The sequence below is a fragment of the Siccirubricoccus phaeus genome (assembly GCF_008360935.1).
Taxonomy (GTDB): Bacteria; Pseudomonadota; Alphaproteobacteria; order Acetobacterales; family Acetobacteraceae; genus Siccirubricoccus; species Siccirubricoccus phaeus.
On sequence record NZ_SRXO01000006.1, the window covers coordinates 183,647 to 201,607 of the forward strand.

Below are 17,961 nucleotides of genomic sequence, written 5' to 3' on the forward strand. Positions count from 1 at the left end.
GCGGGCTGATCGCGATTTCGTCATCCCGCAACGGCTTGCAGAACCGTTGCGGGAAAGGCGTGGTGGGGCGCCTATGCAACGCCATGGGTGATCTGGGCCTGGTGGGCGCGACGGGAGATGACGAGGCGGCGGCAGCGCGGGTCCGGCGGGACCTGGCCGCCGCGGAGGCGGCCAATGAGGCGCTGCGCCGGGCCAATGCCGAGCTTGCCCTGAGCCGGGCGGCGCTGGCGGCGCGCGAGCAGCAATTGCGCCTGGCGCTGGACGCCGCCCGCATGGCCACCTGGGAGTGGCAGGCGGAAGGCGACCGCCTCACCGGCTCGGCGGGGCGGGAGGCGCTGTATGGCCGCCCGCCCGGCAGCCTCGGCACTCTGGCCGCGGTGGTGGCGGCGGCGCACCCGGCCGACCAGGCGGCGATGACCCGGGCGATCCGTCGCGCCATCGGCCGCGGCCCGGAGGAAGCGGCCTTCGACGCGGTGGAATTCCGCGTGGTCGGGGCGGATGGCGCGGTGCGCTGGCTGCGCAGCCAGGGCAGGGTGACGGAGCGGGAGCCGGGGACCGGCCGGCCGCTGCGGGCCGCCGGCATCACCTTCGACGTCACCGAGCGGAAACGCGCCGAGCAGGCGCTGCGCGAGGCCGAGGCACGCTACCGGGTGCTGTTCGATTCCGCCCCCTTCGGCGTCATCGTGCTGGATGCGGCGACGTTGAACATCCTCGACGTCAATACCGCGGCCAGCGAGGAATTCGGCTACACGCCGGAGGAATTCACCCGGCTCAACATCGCCGATGTCGATGCGCTGGGCGATGTCGATGCCATCCGCCGCCGCGCCCGCGCCCATGCCATCCGCCCCGGCACCCAGGAATTTGAGGCACAGCACCGCCTGCGCTCCGGCCTGCTGCGGGACGTGCTGGTGCGGGTGCAGGGCATCCGGCTGGGGGAGCGGGAGGTCGCGTACAGGGCGCATTTCGACATCACCGGCCGCAAGGCGATAGAGGCGAATCTCGCCCGGCTGGCCGCCATCCTGGAAGCGACGCCCGATCTGGTGGCGATCAGCGACGCCCGGACCGGCCGCGCCGTCTATCTGAACACCGCCTATCGCCGGCTGCTGGGCCTCGGCGAGAACACCCCGCCGGAGGCGGTGCAGCTCCTCGCCTGCCACCCGCCGGCAGTGGCGCAGACGCTGCTGGAGGAGGCGATGCCGGTCGCGGCAAGGGACGGATCCTGGGTGGGGGAGGGGCTGGTGATGGCCGCGGACGGGCGGGACGTGCCGGTCTCCCTCGTCGTGCTGGCGCATCACGGGCCGGGCGGGGAGGTGGAGAATTACTCCGCCATCATGCGCGACCTCTCCGAGCTGAAGCGGGCGGAGGAGGAGCGGACGCTGCTGGCGCGGGAGCTGGACCACCGGGCGAAGAACGCGCTGGCGGTGGTGCAGGCAGCGCTGCGGCTGACGCCGAAGACGGATGTGGTGAGCTTCGCCCAGGCGGTGGAAGGCAGGGTGATGGCGCTGGCCCGGGCCCATACCCTGCTGGCGCGCGGCCGCTGGACCGGCGCCTCCCTCGCCGCGCTGGTGGCGGCGGAGATGGCGCCCTTCGCGCATGGCAGGCTGCGCACCGGCGGGCCGGAACTCCGCCTGGCCCCCACCGCCGCCCAGGCGGTTTCCATGGCGCTGCATGAGCTGGCGACGAATGCCACGAAATACGGCGCGCTCTCCGTGCCGGACGGCCAGCTCGGCATCGGCTGGTGGCAGGAGGTGGCGGCGGGGACGCTGCATCTGCGCTGGAGCGAGACGGGCGGGCCGCTGGTGGCGGGTCCGCCGACGCAGCGCGGCTTCGGCTCCCGCGTGCTGGAGGCGACGCTGCGCGACCAGCTTGGCGGCACGGTGGAGCGGCACTGGCACCAGGAAGGGCTGGTCTGCGACATCATCCTGCCGCTGGAGCGGGCGCTGACGCGGGGCGGGTGAGGCCGATTCACGCCGGGGTCCGGGAAAGGGGCTGCCGGCACTGCCGGCGGGCTCCGGAGGCAAAGCCCCAGGAGGTCAACTTGGCAGGAATGGGGGCTTCGCCCTCAACCCCCCGGCAGAGGGCGCTGCCCTCCGCACTCCCGCCGGGGGGAATGCTTCCCCCCGGACCCCATGAGTTTCGGCCCCGAGGGTTCAACCTGCAGACTCCCATCGGGGCCCGGAGAGGGGCCCCCAGTGGGGGTTCGGGGGCAAGCCCTTTTTTGCCTTTTCATTTTCATTTCCCCGGGCCACCGCCTATTCCGCTCCGCCCATGCCCCGCGGCATGCGACCGGACGCGGTCTTCGCCGTTGGAGGCCGCGACGCGGCAAGAGAGGACCTCAGGATGCGGGCGCCACCCGGACCGGTTTCGATTTCCGTTGCTGGACCCGCCCGGCCCCATGCCTTTGCTGCCCCATGCCGTTGCTGACTGAAGGGCGGCCGGAGCCGCTCGGTGTCACCGCCGATGCGCTGGGGGTGAACGTCGCCGTGGTGGCGCCTGCCGCCACCGCCGTCTTCTTCTGCCTGTTCGACCGGGCGGGGCAGGAGGAGCTGGCCCGCCATCGCCTGCCCGCCCGCAGCGGCGAGGTCTGGCATGGCCATATCGCCGGCATCGGCCCCGGCGCCCGCTACGGGCTAAGGGCGGAGGGGCCATGGGACCCGGCGCATGGCCGGCGCTTCGACCCCGCCAAGCTGCTGCTGGACCCCTGGGCGCGGCGCATCGACCGGCCCTTCGCCTACCACCCTGACCTCGGCCGCTTCGGCGCCGAGACGGCGCCGCTGATGCCGAAGGCGGTGGTGGTGGCCAGGGCGACGCCGGAGCCGGCCCCGCCACCCCGCCGCGGCCCCCGGGTGATCTACGAATTGCACGCCAGGGGCTTCACCCGGCTGCATCCGGAGATCCCGGAGGATGTCCGCGGCACCGTCGCGGCCCTCGGCCACCCTGCTGCCATCGCGCATCTCCAGCGGTTGGGGGTGACGCATGTGGAGCTGATGCCGCTCGCCGCGGGGATCGATGAGCGGCATCTGCCGCCGCTCGGCCTGCGGAATTACTGGAATTATAACCCGGTGGCGCTGCTCGCCCCCTGCCCGCGCCTGGCGCCGGGCGGCATGGCGGAAATCCGCGCCGCGGTCGCCGCGCTGCGGGAAGCGGGGATCGGCGTGATCCTCGACATGGTGCTGAACCATAGCGGGGAGGGGGATGTGGCCGGCCCCACCCTTTCCCTGCGCGGCCTGGCCGACGCGGAATTCCACCGCCTGCTGCCGGACGGCGCCTATGGCAATGACACGGGCTGCGGCAACACCATGGCGCTGGACCGGCCCTGGCCGCTGCGCCTCGCCATGGATGCGATGCGCCATTGGGTGGCGGAGACGGGCATCGAGGGCATCCGCCTCGACCTTGGCGTGACTCTGGGGCGGCGGCAGGAAGGGTTCGACCCCGCCGCGCCCCTGCTCTCCGCCATGCGGCAGGAGCCCTTGCTGCGCGACCGGCTCGTCATCGCCGAGCCCTGGGATATCGGCCCGGGCGGCTATCGGCTGGGCGAATTCCCCGCCGGCTGGGGCGAGTGGAATGACCGTTTCCGCGACGCGGTGCGGCGCTTCTGGCGCGGCGATGCCGGGATGGCCGGGGAGATCGCCACCCGCCTCGCCGGCTCCGCCGACCTGTTCCGCAGCGGCAGGCGGGTGGCGGACAGCGTCAACTACATCACGGCGCATGACGGCTTCACCCTGGCCGATCTGGTCAGCTACGTGCATCGGCACAACGCCGCGAATGGCGAGGACAACCGGGACGGCCATCCCGGCAACCACTCCTGGAACCATGGGGTGGAGGGCCCGACCGACGACCCCGCCATCCAGGCCAGGCGCCTCGCGGACCAGCGGGCGCTGCTGGCCACGCTGCTGGCGGCACGCGGCACGCCGCTGCTCGGCATGGGGGATGAGGCGGGGCGCAGCCAGCACGGCAACAACAACGCCTATGCGCAGGACAACGCGACCTCCTGGTTCGACTGGGCCGGGATGGACCAGGGGCTGTGCGATTTCGCTGCCCGGCTGGTGCGGGCCCGGCTGGACCACCCGGCGCTGACCGCCGGCACGGCGCTGACCGGCCAGGCGGTGGATGCCAGCTTCATCCCCGATGTCGCCTGGCGGCATCTGGATGGGCGGCCGAAGCAATCCGAGGATTGGGGCCGTACCCGGGCCGTGGTGGCGGTGTTCTACGCCGCCGGGGACCGGGTGGCGGTGGCGGTGCACGGGGCGGAGGAAGCGGCGGAGCTGGTGCTGCCGCCGCCCCGGCCGGGCCAGGGCTGGCGGCTGCTGGCCGACAGCGCCGACCCGGCGCGGGCAGGGCAGGTGACGGAAAGGCTGCCGATCGGCCCGCGCAGCGTGCTGCTGCTGGCGGAGGAGAAGCTGGCGCCGAAGGCGGCGGCCGAGCCCGCCCTGCTGCGCGAGCTGGCGCAGGCGGCCGGCATCGCGCCCGAATGGCATGGGCTGGATGGCCAGGCGCATCTGGTGCCGGAGGGCAGCCTGCGGGCCATCCTGGCGGCGCTCGGCCTGCCGGCGGAAAGCGCGGCGCAGGCGCGGGAGAGCCTGGCCCATCTGGCGGCGCCCCGCCCCCTGCCCGGGACCGCCAGCTTCCGCCTGGGCGAGGCGGCGACCCTGCCCTGCGGGGTGGCAGGCTGGTTGGTGCTGGCGCTGGAGGATGGCACCACCCGGCCCCTGGCGGTGACCGGTCCCTGGGAGCAGGCGCCCGGCCGGCAGCCGGTGCGGCGCGTGACCCTGCCGCCGCTGCCCCTCGGCCGGCATCTGGTCTTCCCGGAGGGCAGGCCGGAACTGGCCTGCACCGTCACCATCGCCCCGCCGGCGAGCTTCCTGCCGGAGGCGCTGGCGGCCGGCGGCCGCGGCTTCGGCGTCGCGGCGCAGCTCTATGCACTGCGGCGCCCAGGGGACCAAGGGGGCGATCAGGGGATCGGCGACTACACCGCCCTGGCGGAGGCGGCGCGGCGGGCGAAGGCGGCGGGGGCGATGCTGCTGGGCATTTCCCCGCCGCACGCCCTGCCGCCGCTGGAGCGCAGCCGGGCTAGCCCCTACCAGCCCTCCGACCGGCGCTTCCTGGAACCGGCTTTCATTGACCTGGGCGCCATCCCCTTCGGCCCGCAGCCGCCGGTGCTGCCGGAGGGGCCTCTGGTGGACTACCCCGCGGTATGGGAGGCGAAGCGGGCCGGGCTGCTGGCCGCCTGGCGGGCCTTCCCCGCCTCGCATCCCTGGCAGGTGGAGATGGCGGCCTTCCGCCAGGCGGGTGGGGCGGCGCTGGAAGGCTTCGCCGCCTTCAACGCCATCGCCGCCTGGCGCGGCAGCACGGATGCCAGGACCTGGCCGGCGGAGTTCGCCCGCAGCGACGCGCCCGGTGTCGCCGGCTTCGTCGCCGCGCATCCGGAGGAGATCGGCTTCGAGATCTTCCAGCAATTCCTCGCCGACCGGCAGCTTGGCGAGGCGGCGCGGCAGGGCGCCGGGCTGTACCGCGACCTGGCGGTGGGGGCGGCGCCGGATGGCGCGGAATTGTGGTCCAGCGAGGCGCGCTTCCTCGCCGGCCTCTCCATCGGCGCACCGCCCGATGCCTTCGCGCCGGAAGGGCAGGTCTGGGGCATTCCGGCGCCGGACCCGGCGGACCAGGCCGGCTTCGCCGCGCTGCTGCGGGCCAATATGCGGCATGCCGCGGCGCTCAGGATCGATCATGTGCTGGGGCTGACGCGGCTCTTCCTGGTGCCGGACGGGGCGCGGGGCGGGGAGGGGGCCTATCTGCGCTACCCGTTGCAGGAAAGGCTGGCGGCGCTGGCGCTGGAAAGCCACCGGGCGCGCTGCCTGGTGGTGGGCGAGGATCTCGGCACCGTGCCGCCCGGGTTGCGGGCCGAGCTGGCGGCGGAGCGGGTGCTCTCCTACCGCGTGCTGTGGTTCGAGCGCGAGGGCGAGGAGTTCATCCCGCCGGCCCGCTGGCCGGCCTTGGCGGCCGCCTGCGTGGCGACGCACGACCTGCCGACGCTGCTCGGCTGGTGGAGCGGCGAGGATCTGGCGGAGCGCGAGGCGCTGGGGCTGGGCGACATGGCGGCGGCCCGCGCCGGGCGGGAGGCGGAGCGCGCGGCGCTGCGCCGGCTGCTGGAGGCGGAAGGGCTGTGGCCCGCGGATGAGGCCGATCTGCCCGCCGCGATCCACGCCCTGGCGGCGCGTACGCCGGCCGCGCTGCTGCTGGTGCAGGCGGAGGATCTGGCCGGGGAGCGCGTGGCGGTGAACCTGCCCGGCACGGATTGGCAGCGGCCGAATTGGCGCCGGCGCCTGCCGGTGCCGGTGGAAGCGCTGTTCGCCTCGCCGCGGGCCCGGGCGATTCTGGATGCCGTGCGGCGGGAGCGGCCGCCGCTTTCGGCGGGGTGAAGATCGGGGCTTTGCCCGTTGGCGGCAGTGCCGCCAACCCCCCCGGCAGAGGCGCTGCCCTCCTGCACTCCCGCCGGGGACCGGAGCGGCCCCGGAGAGTCGGCAGGTTGAATCGCAAACTCCCACCGGGGTCCGGGGGGTGGTCCACCCCCCGGCGGGCTCCAGGGGCAGCGCCCCTGGCGGGGGTGCAGGGGGCAGCGCCCCCTGCCAAAACCCTGGCGCCCGCCGCCTTCGCAGATGCAACATGGCCCCCATGCCAGACAGCGCCCCCGACCCCCTGGAGGAGCTTCTCCTCCGCCTGCGCGAGGCCCGCGACGCCGCGGCGCAGGACCCTTTCGGCGATCCGGTCCTGCTCATCGCCCTGGCCATCAGCCGCCGGCTGGATGACGGTACGCTGGACCTGCCCAGGGTGGAGGAGATGGTGCAGCGCCTGGCGGATTCCGCCGCCGCGGACCGGGCGAGGCGCCTCGCCCGCTACGTCTCGCTGGAGCAAGGCGTGCCCAGCCTGGATGCGCTGGCCGCCAGGCTGGTCCGGCCCGACCCGGATGACAGCCCCATCCCCTTCGCCCGCTACCGCGCCCTGGTGGAGCAGCCGCGCTTCGCCGCCGTCTTCACCGCCCACCCGACCTTTTCCTTGCCCTACGCCACCGCCGTCGCCCTGGCGGAGGCGGCGAGCGGCGCGCCGCTGCCGCCAGGGCTGGCGCATCGCCCGCCCGCCCCGACGCTGGAGGAGGAGTTCCGCCAGGCCAATGCGGCGATCCGCCGCGGCCGCGACGCGCTGGATGGCCTTTCCGCTGCCCTGCTGCGCGCGGCGCAGGGGGTGTGGCCCGACCGTTGGGCGCGGCTGGTGCCGCGGCCGGTGCTGCTCTCCACCTGGGTGGGCTACGACACGGATGGCCGCACCGATATCGGCTGGTGGGACACGCTGCGGCTGCGGCTGGTGATGAAGAAGCTGCAGCTCGAAAGGCTGGCCGGGCAGGTGGCGCCGCTCGGCGAATGCGCCACGCCGCTGCTGCTGCGGGTAGAGGGCGCGGTCGCCGCCGTCGCCGCGCAGATCGAGGCAGTGCCGGAGGCGCCAGAACCAGTAAAGGTGCAGCGCCTGGCTGCGCTGATGGTCGGCGAGAAGGCGGCGGCGCTGACCTCCGTGGAGCCGCTGCTGACGCTGTTCGAGCAGGCGATCGCCAAGGCGCCGGACGATGCGGCGCGGCTGACGCTGGCGGTGGCGCGGGCCGGGCTGGTGGCGCATGGGCTGGCGCTGGCCCACACCCATATGCGGCTGAACGCGGCGCAGGTGCACAATGCCGCGCGGCAGCGGCTGGGCCTGACCATCTCCGCCGAGGATATGGCGCAGCGCCGCGGGTTGCTGGCCGCCATCAACGCCGCGCTGGCCGAGGTGGAAGCGCAGAAGGTGGATTACGGCGCGCTGCTCGGCGAGCCGGCGAGCGCGGTGCGGCTGATGCTGACCTGCGCGCAGATCACCAAGCATGTGGATGGCGACACGCCGATCCGCTTCCTCATCGCCGAGACGGAGACGGGCTACACCCTGCTGGCGGCGCTGTGGCTGGCGCGGCGCTTCGGCGTCGACCATGCGGTGGAGCTCTCGCCGCTGTTCGAGACGGCGGAGGCGCTGGACCGCGGCGAGCGGGTGCTGGAGGAGGCGCTGCGCAGCCCGCATTACCGCGACTACCTTCGCAAGCATGGCCGTATCTGCCTGCAATTCGGCTATTCGGATTCCGGGCGATATGTCGGGCAACTCGCTGGCTCGTATCTCGCAGAGCGGCTGAAGCTGCGACTCGTAGAACTGCTGCGGCGGCACAAGCTGGACGGCATCGAGGTGGTGCTGTTCGACACCCATGGCGAAAGCGTCGGCCGCGGCGGCCATCCGGACAGCCTGGCGGATCGGCTGGCCTATCTCTCCCCACCGCTGGCGCGGGCGGCGCTGGACAAGGCCGGGCTGAAGCTGCGGGAGGAGACGGCCTTCCAGGGCGGCGATGGCTACCTGCTGTTCGGCACGCTGAAGCTGGCGGAGGCGACCATCGCCGGCATCGCCTGCCACGCCTTCACCCCGCCGGGTGAGGGCGACGACCCGGTTTATGCCGAGGCCGATTACGTCGCGGATTTCTTCGCAACGGTACGGCGGGAGATGCAGGCGCTGGTGGCGGACCCGGGCTATGCCGCGCTGCTCGGCGCCTTCGGGCCGGGGCTGCTGGACCGGACGGGCAGCCGCCCCGCGGTGCGGCAGAGCGACGGGATGGGCGGGGCGGTGCGGATCAGCCACCCCTCGCAGCTACGCGCCATTCCGAACAACGCCATCCTGCAGCAGCTCGGCTGGATGGCGAATTCCATGCATGGGCTGGGGGTGGCGGCCTCCGCCAACCCGGATGCCTTCGCCGATCTGCGGGCGCGCTCGCCCCGCTTCGCCCGGGCGATGCGGCTGGCGCAGCGGGCGGTGGCGTGCAGCGACCTCGGCGTGCTGCGGGCGGTGGTGGATACGCTGGACCCGGGCCCCTGGCTGGATAGGGCGGGGTTCACCAGGCGGCCGGGGCGGCGGGAGGAGTTGCTGGCGGTCGCCGATGCGGTGGAGAAGCTGGATCTGGACGCGCTGGTGCGGCGGCTGTTCCGGCGCTTGCAGGCGGACCATCTGGCGCTGAAGGCGGCCTGGCCGGATCTGCCGGTGATGAATGACCGGCTGGTGCTGCTGCACGCGCTGCGCCTGGCGCTGATCCACCGCATCTGGCTGCTGGCGGCGGCGATCCCGGATTTCTCGCCGCGGCATGGGGCGACGCGGGAGGCGCTGGTGCTGCGGCTATTGCAGCTTGATGTGGAGCCGGCGCTGAAATTGTTGGCGGAGGTGTTTCCCGCGGCGCCAGGCGAGGTGCTGGGGCTGGATTTCCACGAGCCGCCGGCGCCGCGGGAAGGGCTGAGCTATGCGGCGGAACACGCGGCGCTGTTCGGGCCGATGGGGCGGTTGTTCGGGCTGGTGCGGGGGTGCGGGGCGGCGATTACGCATGAGGTGGGGGCGTTCGGTTGAAGCGCGAGCGCTGCGCCGTGCCTGCTTCAGTGGGAACGCTGTCCCGGTTGTGCTCTACTTGAGCAATGGCGAGTGCTTCGCCTTAGCTTCGGCGCCTGTTTTCCTGTGCGAAGCCTCTTCCAGAGACAGCAGCGACGGCAGCTGTGCTTGATACCGAGTTTGGCGAAACGAACGGGAAGTGTGATACCCTCTCCCGTCCAGCCTACGTCGAGTCGGTACAAACCTGCTATTTGAACGAGCGTCCAAGTCGAAGGAGCACGGCCGAGGTAATGCCATGACCGACGAAAAAACCGCGCCAGCTTCACAGAAATATGCTCGATATATCGAGGAAGTATCAGAGGATATTTCTGAAACGGTGAGAAGTATGGGATGCCAACCCATTCTCTTTGTTGGTAGCGGCCTCTCTAAGAGATACATGAATGCGCCGAATTGGGATGAGCTATTAGCTCACATAGCGGCGAGTTGTTCGGACATAAAAAAAGAACTGGGCTTTTATAAGCAGGCGTACAGGACGGCACCGGCGATCGGGGAAGAGTTTGCTAGAATTTATCAGGAATGGGCGTGGGGAGCAGGGCGAAATGAGTTCCCGAAGACGTTGTTCGAGATTGGTGCAGATTCTCAGGTTTATCTTAAATTCAAAATATCTGAACACCTTCGCTCTGTAACTCCGCCAGCACCCGACAAACTCAACCGCGCTGCACATGGAGCAGAAATAGATTCTTTCGTCAATATAAGGCCACACGCGATTATAACCACAAATTATGACAGAATGCTAGAAATGCTCTTTCCGGAGCATGAACCTGTCATAGGCCAAAAAATACTGAGAGGCCAACAATTTTCAATCGGAGAGATATTTAAAATACATGGTTGTGTAAGTAATGTAAATAGTCTTGTCATAATAGAAAGTGACTACCGTTCGTTTGAAAGGAAAAAGAAATTCCTGAGCGCAAAGCTTCTCACATTTTTCAACGAGCACCCTTTGTTGTTCGTCGGATATAGCGCGTCCGATCCAAACATTAGGGCAATACTCGCAGATATAGATGAAGCCCTCCCAGAAAAAGGCGGAATTGTGCCGAATGTCTATATTCTCCAATGGAATCCTAGCCTAACGAACGACAGTTCTCCAGCGAAGGAAAGGGTCATAGCTACGGAGGATGACCGTACGATACGAGTCAAATTGATTGAGACGACAGATTTTTCTTGGGTATTCGATGCGTTCGCCGCCAATCCAACCCTGAATAATGTAAGCCCTAGGGTGCTGCGCGCACTGCTTGCGCGCTCTTATCATCTCGTGCGACATGATATCCCCAGTATGCCTATACAGGCTGATTTTAAAACGCTCACCGATTCGGTTGCGGATTCTAATTCATTTGCGAAACTATTTGGTATTGCTTATATTGACGACTGGAGTGCCGCCTCTGCACATCACATTTATAGCCCGACTCAACTCGGGAAGCTGCTTGGTGGCAATGGATGGCATTTTGCAAACGAACTGTTAGAAAGAATGAAAAACGAAACAGGGGTTGATGTAAAAATATCAGACAATAGGTACCATAGGACCGAGATGGTCAACACAACTAAATTTCATAAATATTCAAAGGATGCTTTGAATTTGCTGGTGAAAGTGCGGGATGGTTCGCCTTACGAAGTGAAGATAGATGGTAAAAAGAGCCCATAGACGTAGAGCATTGCTATGCTCATGACCTCGTTTCCCACCCCACCCCCACAACCGCCACCACCCGCCGCCCCTGCCCATCCTCCCGCACCACCACCAGCCCCGCTTCCTCAATGAATCCCACCGCCCGCCGCGCCCGCCCTACGCTGCGCGTGCCATAGGCCCGGGCGATCGCCGCATCCCCCGGGCAGGGCGCCCCCGCCAGCGCCGCGGCTGCCAGTTTCAGGAACACCCCCTGCAGCTCCTCCGGCAGCGCGGCGGCCATCCGCTCCGCCTCGGGCCATTCCTCCCGCGCCGCCACCTCCTCCGGCACCTCCGCCCGGCCCACCGCCAGCAGCCGGCGGAATTCGGCCAGCTCGGCCAATGGCCCGGGCAGCGCCGCGATCCGGCAGCGCACCAGGAAATCCTGGTACAGCACCGCCACCGGCCGGAACGCCGCCGCCTCCTCCGCCAGCACCGCCCGCACCATCGCGGCCAGCGCCCGCCCCCGTTCCGCCAGCGCCTCCGCTGAAACCGGCGCGGCCGCCACCGGCGCCGCCGGCCGGGCGGCCGCCAATTGCGCCAGCAGATCCGGCGGGGGCGGCGCCGGCGCCCGCCGTGCCGGCCTAACCGCCTCCGTCACCGGCGGCGCCGCCAGGATCAGCGCCGCCGCATCCTCCACCGGCGCCGCCGGCAGCGGCGTCAGCTTCGGCCCCGCCCCGCGCGATTCCGTCTCCACCGCCCCCACCGCCACCCGCACCGGCCGCCGGCTCAGCGCCGGGCCCAGCGCCATGAACTGCCCCCGTGCCAGGTCGCGGAACATCTCCGCCTGGCGCCGCTCCATCCCCAGCAGATCGGCCGCCCGCGCCATGTCGATATCGAGGAAGGTCCGTCCCATCAGGAAGTTGGAGGCCTCGGCGGCGACGTTCTTCGCCAGCTTCGCCAGGCGCTGGGTGGCGATCACGCCCGCCAGCCCGCGCTTCCGCCCGCGGCACATCAGGTTGGTCATCGCTCCCAGCGAGGCCCGCCTTGCCTCCTCCCCCACCTCCACCGCGCCGGAGGGGGCGAAGAGCTGCGCCTCATCCACCACCACCAGCAGCGGCGTCCAGAACTCCCTTGGCGCATCGAACAGCCCGTTCAGGAAGGCCGCCGCCCGGCGCATCTGCCCCTCCGGGTCCAGCCCCTCCAGGTCCAGCACGACGGAGACCCGGTGCCGCCGCGCCCGGTCCCCGGCCAGCACCAGCCCGGCCTCGGTCTGCACCGCGGCGTCGATCACCAGATGCCCGAAGCGCTCGGCGAGCGAGGTGAAATCCCCCTCTGGATCGATCACCACCTGCTGCACCCAGGGCGCGCTGCGCTCCATCAGCCGGCGCAGCAGGTGGGACTTGCCGCAGCCGGAATTGCCCTGCACCAGCAGGCGGGTGGCCAGCAATTCCTCCAGATCTATCACCACTGGCACCGCCGGCGCGCCGCCTTCCGCCGACCCCAGCTCGATCGCGACCGTCATCCAGCCCCTGCTGCCCCCATGGAGGGGGCCTCTACCCCGTCCGCGCCCGGGGGAAAAGCGCGGCGCCGGCCGATGTCGCGCCCGCCCGCTTCGCCAGCCCTCCGCCGCATGGCGCGGAGCAGCAGGCCAGGGACAACGCAGCCGCCGGGTCGGGGCAGCAAGGCATAACCCGGTCTTCACACTCTCCATGCCATGGGTAGCGGGCCTTGCCCGCACCCCTTTGGAGGCCGCCTGATGCTGCTTGAGACCCCCTCGCCGGCGCCGGACTCGCTGCGGGCCGGGCTGCGGGCGGAATTGCTCCCGATGTTCGAGGAATTGCGCAGCTTCCTCGACCGCCGCATTCAGGAGGTGAGCGCCGAGGTCGCGGCCACGGTCCAGCTTATGGATTTCTCCGAGGCCAACCTCTCCGGCCAGCTCAGCAAGATCCACGACCAGATCGTCAAGCTGGTCGCCATCCCCGCCGCCAACAGCCGCAACAGCGGGCTGGAGCTGGAAGCGGTGGTGCAGGCGACGGAGGCCGCCGCCAACACCATCATGGAAGCCGCCGAGGCGATCCAGGACTGGATCAGCAGCGGCAGCCACGACACCGCCTCGCTCCGCGCCCTCTCGGACAAGGTGAATTCGATCTTCGAGGCCTGCTCCTTCCAGGACGTCACCAGCCAGCGCATCCGCCGGGCCATCCAGCATCTGCAGCAGGTGGAGACCATGCTGGAGAGCATCGTCCCCGCCATCAGCGCCACCCCGGCGGAGCAGAAGCTGGAGGTGAAGGCGGTGCTGCACACCGTCTCCGAGGCGGCGCAGGCCAGCGCCGACCTCGACCAGGACGAGATCGACCGGCTGCTGAATGGCTGAGGTGCTTGCCGCCGGCGATGCAGGGTGTCGGCCGGGCGCGCCGTGGCGGCAGAAACCGGGGCGGCGGCCCCTTCGAGGACAGAGCGGATGCCTGGCCCGATACGGCATTGGAGATCGCGGCGCCCTTTTTCAGGCCGAAGCGTTCATGCCCGGCCCGATGCGGCACCGGAGATCGCGGCGCCCGCTCTTTCAGGCCGAAGCGTTCATGCCTGACCCGATGCGGCGCCGGAGAGCGAGCCGCCTGGGCTTCCGGTGATAAGGCCCCTGCGCGGAGCCACCCATCCGCATGCTCCGCCGCCCGCCAGGGCCATCCGGGCGGCGGCCGGCGCCAGGCCGGCCAGGGGCGCCGGGTTGACAGCCTCTCCTGGGCCGCGGAGCCTTTCCCAAAGCATCTATGGGGGGAAGCCATGCCGTCCGCGCTCGAGGACCGTGAGGCCATAAGGGAGCTGCTGGCTGCCTATTGCTTCGCGCTGGATGAATGCCGCTTCGAGGAATTCGGCGCCCTCTTCGCCGAGGATGCCGAATGGGGCCCGCAGCGCCTGCCGCAGAAGGCCCGCGGCCCGCGGGAGATCGCCGCGCTGGCCCGCTCCATCGTGCCGGTGGCGGGGGAGGGGCCGAAGCGCCGCCACCTCACCACCAACATCGTCATCGCGCTGGAAGGCGACCGCGCCCGGGTGAAATCCAACTTCCTGATGGTACGGGAGAGCAAAACCGGCCCGCTGCTCGCCCTCGCCGGCACCTATGAGGATGAGCTGGTGCGCACCCCCTCCGGCTGGCGCTTCCGCCACCGCGAAATCCACAACGACATCGCCGGCGAGCTGGGGCTGAAGCGATGATTTGCCGCCGCGCCGCGCTGGCCTTGCCTTTCCTCCTCCCCGCCGCGGCGCGGGCGGAGGCGCGCTTCACCCGCCCCATAAGGCTGATCGCCCCCTTCGCCCCGGGCGCCACGGTGGACCTCATGGCCCGCGCCATGGCCGGCCCGCTGGGGGAGGGGCTGGGCCAGCCCGTGCTGGTGGAGAACCGCGCCGGCGCCGGCGGCAATGTCGGCATCGACGCCGTGGCCAAGGCGGCTAAGGACGGGCATGTGATCGGCCTCTGCACCCCCGGGCCGCTTTCCATCAACCCGCATCTGATGCCCAGCATGCCCTTCGACCCCGCCACCGAGATTGCCCCGGTCTGCCTGGTGGCGATCGGGCCCAATGTGCTGGCGGTGGCGAAGGAGCTGCCGGCGCGTGACGTGGCGGGGCTGGTGGCGCTGGCGAAGTCGCGGCCGGGACAGCTCAGCTACGGCTCCTCCGGCGTCGGCAGCACCAACCACCTGGCCGGCGCCGCCTTCGCCGCGGCGGCGGGGCTGGAGCTGGTGCATGTGCCCTATCGCGGCAATGCGGAGATGGCGAACGATCTGCTGGCCGGCCGGCTGGACATGGTGTTCTCCGGCCTGCCGCCCCTGGTGCCGCTGCTGCAGGCCGGCACGCTGCGGGCGCTGGCCATCACCGGGCCGGTGCGGCTGCCCTCGCTGCCCGGGGTGCCGACGGTGGCGGAGGCGGGGCAGCCGGCGGCGGCGGCCATCATCTATTACGGGCTGGTGGCGCCGGGCGCCACGCCCGCCCCGGTGCTGGCGGCGCTGGCGGACTCCGCGCGGAAGGCGCTGGCGCGGCCGGAGATCCGCGCGGTGTTCGAGGGCTTTGGCACGCCGGCGCAGCCCTCCACGCCGGAGGAATTTGTGGCGCTGATCGCGGCGGAATCGGCGAAGTGGCGCAAGGTAATCCAGCAGTTCGACATCCGGGCGGGGTGATCGGGGCTCCGCTCCCAGCAGGTGGTTCTCGCGGCCAGTGCCCGCGACCCTGCACCTCCGCCGGGGTGGATCGCCCCCGGACCTCGCCCCGAGTCTGCGGGTTCAAACCCCGGATCTGAAACTCTGACCGGGGTCCGGGGCCAGGTCCTGGCCCCGGCGGGGGTGCAGGGGGCAGCGCCCCCTGCCGGGGTCCAGGGGCAGAGCCCCTGGCTATCCCCAACGTCCATCGCCCCGGAACCACACCCCGCCACCCACCAGCCCGCCGACCAACGCGCCGTAGATCACCAGCGCCACCGCCAGCGCCGCGAACACCCCCTGTAGCCCGGTGCCAAGCGAGATGGCGAGGAATCCCCCCGCCACCGCCACCACCAGCCGCAGGAACCCCGCCGCCAGCGGCCAGAGCAGCCGCCCCGCCCCCTGCGATGCGAAATACAGCGCCAGCCCCATGCCGAAGAAGCCATAGGTCGGTCCGACCAGCCGCAGATAGGCGCTGCCGGTGTCCAGCATCGCCGGGTCGGCGCCGAACAGCCCCAGCCAGGCGCGCGGCCAGATCGCCGCGGCGATGCCCACCGCCTCGCAGATCAGGAAGGCGATCCCCGCCCCGGTCATGGCGATGCGCAGCGCCCGCTGCCGCTGCCCGGCGCCGATATTGGTGCCCACCAGCGCCACCAGCGGCGCCCCGAGGCCGAAGACCAGCGGGATCAGCAGGTATTCCAGCCGGCTGCCGGTGCCGTAGCCGGCCACCGCATCGGTACCGCCGGCATGCGCCACCAGGGCGGTGGTCAGCGCCACCGTCGCCGTGGTCTGGAAGGTGCTGATGGAAGCGACGGCGCCGACCCGGAGGATGTCGCCGAACAGCCTGGCCTGCGGCTTCCCGCGGCGCGGCCGGGCGATGCTGCGCCCGGTGAACACCGCCCAGCCCAGCAGTCCCGCGGTGAGGGCGGAGGTGAGAACCACCGCCCAGCCGGCGCCCGCCACCCCCATCCCGGGGACCGGCCCCAGCCCGTAGATCAGCAGCGGCGAGAGCGGCAGCAGCAGCGCCACGCCGAGGATGATGGCGAAGGAGGGCAGCGCCATGTTGCCGGTGCCGCGCAGCACGCTGGCGAAGGCATTGCCCAGCCAGACCAGCACGGCGCCGGCGAAGACCACGTCCGAATAGGCGAGGGCGGCATCGAGCGCGCCCCCTTCGCCGCCCAGCGCGGCGTAGAATTCCCGGCCGAAGAGCAGGAAGAGCGCGCTGAAGAACAGCCCGAGCCCGCCATTGATGATGAGGGCGTGGGAGAAGAGGGAATCCGCATCCTCCCGCTTGTTGGCGCCCAGCGCCCGGGCGATGGCGGAGGAGATGCCGCCGCCGATCGCCCCGGCGGAGAGCATCTGCATCAGCATGTAGCCGGGGAAGACCAGGGCCAGGCCGGCCAGCGCCTCGGTGCCGAGATGCGAGACCCACCAGGTTTCGATCAGCCCGACCGAGGCCTGGGCCAGCATGACCAGCGTATTCGGCCAGGCAAGGCGCAGCAGGGTGGCGAGGATCGGCCCTTCCAGCAGCCGGCGGGTGCGCGGGTTCATCGCGCTTTGCGTCGGCGCTGGCGGTGGTGATGGCGCCGGGGCGGTGCGGGCGGGGGCCAGGGCGTTCATGCGGCGGGTCCTTCGGGGGGCGCTGTCGGGGGCGGGGGCCGGCCGGGCCGGTGGGGTTGGGCCAGGCGAGGGGGCCAGATCGGGCCGGCGGGGTTGGGCTAGGCGAGAGGCGGCCGGGCGGCGCCAGCGGCCGCGGGACCGGCACCGGCAGTGCCAGCGGGGGCGGGATCGGCGGGGGTGGCGCCGGCACCCGCCGGGCCGGGGGCGGCGGCAGCGCCGCCGCTAGCGCCAGGGAGCGCGGGACCGACAGCGTCAGCGCCGGCAGGACCGGCAGCGGCGCCGACAGGCGCGGCGAGGGCAGGATCGGCCATATCGGCACCAGCGGCGCCGGTACGGGACCGGGCCAGGCGGCGATGGGTGGCGGCGCTGGCCGCCGGGCCAGGGGCAAGGCGGAAGGCGGGGCCGTCGATCGGCAGGCCGGTGGCGCGGTCCACCAGCACCGGCTCGGCCAAGGCGCCGCTCTCGGCATGCAGGATCTGCACGCTGGCGCCTTCCGGCGCGAAATGCCGGTTGCCCCAGGTGAGCAGCGCCAGCAGCACCTGGCGGAAATCCCGGCCGCGCGGGGTCAGCAGGTACTCGTGCCGGGGCGGGCGGTCCGAATAGGGCCGGCGTTCCAGCAGGCCGGCTTCCACCAGGGCGTTCAGCCGGCGCGTCAGCATGTTGGGGGCGATGCCGAGGCTCGCGCGGAATTCCTCGAAGCGGGTCATGCCGGCGAAGGCGTCCCGCAGAATGAGGATGCTCCACCATTCGCCGACCCGGTCCAGGCTGCGGGCGATGGGGCAGGGCATGGCGGCCAGGCGGGTGTGCTGCATGGGCGGAGGCTGAGGTAGTCACTATCATGATGCAAGTGACAAGCTTGCATATCGCCGGCGGCGGTCATGCGGCAGGGGCGGGGCTGTGGGAGAAAGGGTCGGTCTCGGCCGGCTCGCCGCGCCTCTCGCCGGGCAATGTGAAGGCAGCCTGCCGGTCTCCCTCCCCCGCTGGCGGGGGGGTGGATGCACCGCGTCCAACGGGGAGCGGGTGGGACCGGCCGCGAGGTCTCACGGGGAGGCGGGGCCCTGGGACCGGCGT

At 71.1% G+C, this 17,961-nt stretch carries 10 protein-coding genes; 7 read left to right on the forward strand and 3 right to left on the reverse strand.

Going from position 1 to position 17,961, the window contains the following annotated elements:
- Nucleotides 1-83: 83 nt before the first annotated feature.
- From E5N76_RS10900 to E5N76_RS10915, 4 genes are all read left to right on the forward strand, one after another.
- Nucleotides 84-1,958, forward strand: a complete 1,875-nt coding sequence (locus tag E5N76_RS10900; protein WP_149537324.1) for a PAS domain S-box protein — start codon at nucleotides 84-86, stop codon at nucleotides 1,956-1,958.
- 453 nt (nucleotides 1,959-2,411) lie between these two features.
- Nucleotides 2,412-6,416, forward strand: a complete 4,005-nt coding sequence (gene glgX / locus E5N76_RS10905; protein WP_149537325.1) for a glycogen debranching protein GlgX — start codon at nucleotides 2,412-2,414, stop codon at nucleotides 6,414-6,416.
- A gap of 253 nt (nucleotides 6,417-6,669) precedes the next feature.
- Nucleotides 6,670-9,447 (forward strand): phosphoenolpyruvate carboxylase, encoded by a 2,778-nt coding sequence (locus E5N76_RS10910; protein ID WP_207791941.1) that lies wholly within the window; start codon nucleotides 6,670-6,672, stop codon nucleotides 9,445-9,447.
- A gap of 274 nt (nucleotides 9,448-9,721) precedes the next feature.
- A complete protein-coding gene (locus tag E5N76_RS10915; RefSeq protein ID WP_149537327.1) occupies nucleotides 9,722-11,125 on the forward strand; it encodes an SIR2 family protein in 1,404 nt (467 codons plus the stop codon).
- Nucleotides 11,126-11,144: 19 nt separating this feature from the next.
- Here the strand turns inward: E5N76_RS10915 and E5N76_RS10920 are convergent, their stop codons facing one another.
- Nucleotides 11,145-12,608, reverse strand: a complete 1,464-nt coding sequence (locus tag E5N76_RS10920; RefSeq protein WP_149537328.1) for a helicase HerA domain-containing protein — start codon at nucleotides 12,606-12,608, stop codon at nucleotides 11,145-11,147.
- Nucleotides 12,609-12,842: 234 nt separating this feature from the next.
- On the opposite strand from E5N76_RS10920, the gene E5N76_RS10925 reads away from it, so the two are divergent.
- The 3 genes from E5N76_RS10925 (at nucleotide 12,843) to E5N76_RS10935 (ending at nucleotide 15,255) form a co-directional block, all read left to right on the forward strand.
- Complete coding sequence (locus tag E5N76_RS10925; RefSeq protein WP_235907658.1) at nucleotides 12,843-13,460, forward strand: protein phosphatase CheZ; 618 nt, start codon at nucleotides 12,843-12,845, stop codon at nucleotides 13,458-13,460.
- Nucleotides 13,461-13,867: 407 nt separating this feature from the next.
- Nucleotides 13,868-14,296 carry a nuclear transport factor 2 family protein gene (locus E5N76_RS29475; RefSeq protein WP_187830103.1) on the forward strand — a complete coding sequence of 143 codons (429 nt, stop codon included), beginning with the start codon at nucleotides 13,868-13,870 and terminating at the stop codon, nucleotides 14,294-14,296.
- On the forward strand, nucleotides 14,293-15,255 hold the full coding sequence (locus E5N76_RS10935) for a Bug family tripartite tricarboxylate transporter substrate binding protein (protein ID WP_149537330.1): 963 nt from the start codon (nucleotides 14,293-14,295) through the stop codon (nucleotides 15,253-15,255). The genes E5N76_RS29475 and E5N76_RS10935 overlap by 4 nt, the downstream gene beginning before the upstream one ends.
- A gap of 210 nt (nucleotides 15,256-15,465) precedes the next feature.
- Here E5N76_RS10935 and E5N76_RS10940 read toward each other — a convergent pair whose 3' ends face one another.
- Together E5N76_RS10940 and E5N76_RS30450 are read right to left on the reverse strand one after the other, a co-directional pair.
- Complete coding sequence (locus E5N76_RS10940) at nucleotides 15,466-16,890, reverse strand: MATE family efflux transporter (RefSeq protein WP_207791942.1); 1,425 nt, start codon at nucleotides 16,888-16,890, stop codon at nucleotides 15,466-15,468.
- 98 nt (nucleotides 16,891-16,988) lie between these two features.
- Nucleotides 16,989-17,702, reverse strand: coding sequence for a winged helix-turn-helix transcriptional regulator (locus E5N76_RS30450; RefSeq protein WP_149537331.1), 714 nt, complete (start codon nucleotides 17,700-17,702; stop codon nucleotides 16,989-16,991).
- Nucleotides 17,703-17,961: the final 259 nt, after the last annotated feature.

Bases quoted from the DNA above. Each gene is read 5' to 3' on its own strand.
- E5N76_RS10910 (WP_207791941.1), top strand. From the start codon at position 6,670: ATGCCAGACAGCGCCCCCGACCCCCTGGAGGAGCTTCTCCTCCGCCTG.
- E5N76_RS10925 (WP_235907658.1), top strand. From the start codon at position 12,843: ATGCTGCTTGAGACCCCCTCGCCGGCGCCGGACTCGCTGCGGGCCGGG.
- E5N76_RS10935 (WP_149537330.1), top strand. From the start codon at position 14,293: ATGATTTGCCGCCGCGCCGCGCTGGCCTTGCCTTTCCTCCTCCCCGCC.
- E5N76_RS10920 (WP_149537328.1), bottom strand. From the start codon at position 12,608: ATGACGGTCGCGATCGAGCTGGGGTCGGCGGAAGGCGGCGCGCCGGCG.
- E5N76_RS29475 (WP_187830103.1), top strand. From the start codon at position 13,868: ATGCCGTCCGCGCTCGAGGACCGTGAGGCCATAAGGGAGCTGCTGGCT.
- E5N76_RS10940 (WP_207791942.1), bottom strand. From the start codon at position 16,890: ATGAACGCCCTGGCCCCCGCCCGCACCGCCCCGGCGCCATCACCACCG.
- glgX (WP_149537325.1), top strand. From the start codon at position 2,412: ATGCCGTTGCTGACTGAAGGGCGGCCGGAGCCGCTCGGTGTCACCGCC.
- E5N76_RS10915 (WP_149537327.1), top strand. From the start codon at position 9,722: ATGACCGACGAAAAAACCGCGCCAGCTTCACAGAAATATGCTCGATAT.
- E5N76_RS10900 (WP_149537324.1), top strand. From the start codon at position 84: ATGGGTGATCTGGGCCTGGTGGGCGCGACGGGAGATGACGAGGCGGCG.
- E5N76_RS30450 (WP_149537331.1), bottom strand. From the start codon at position 17,702: ATGCAGCACACCCGCCTGGCCGCCATGCCCTGCCCCATCGCCCGCAGC.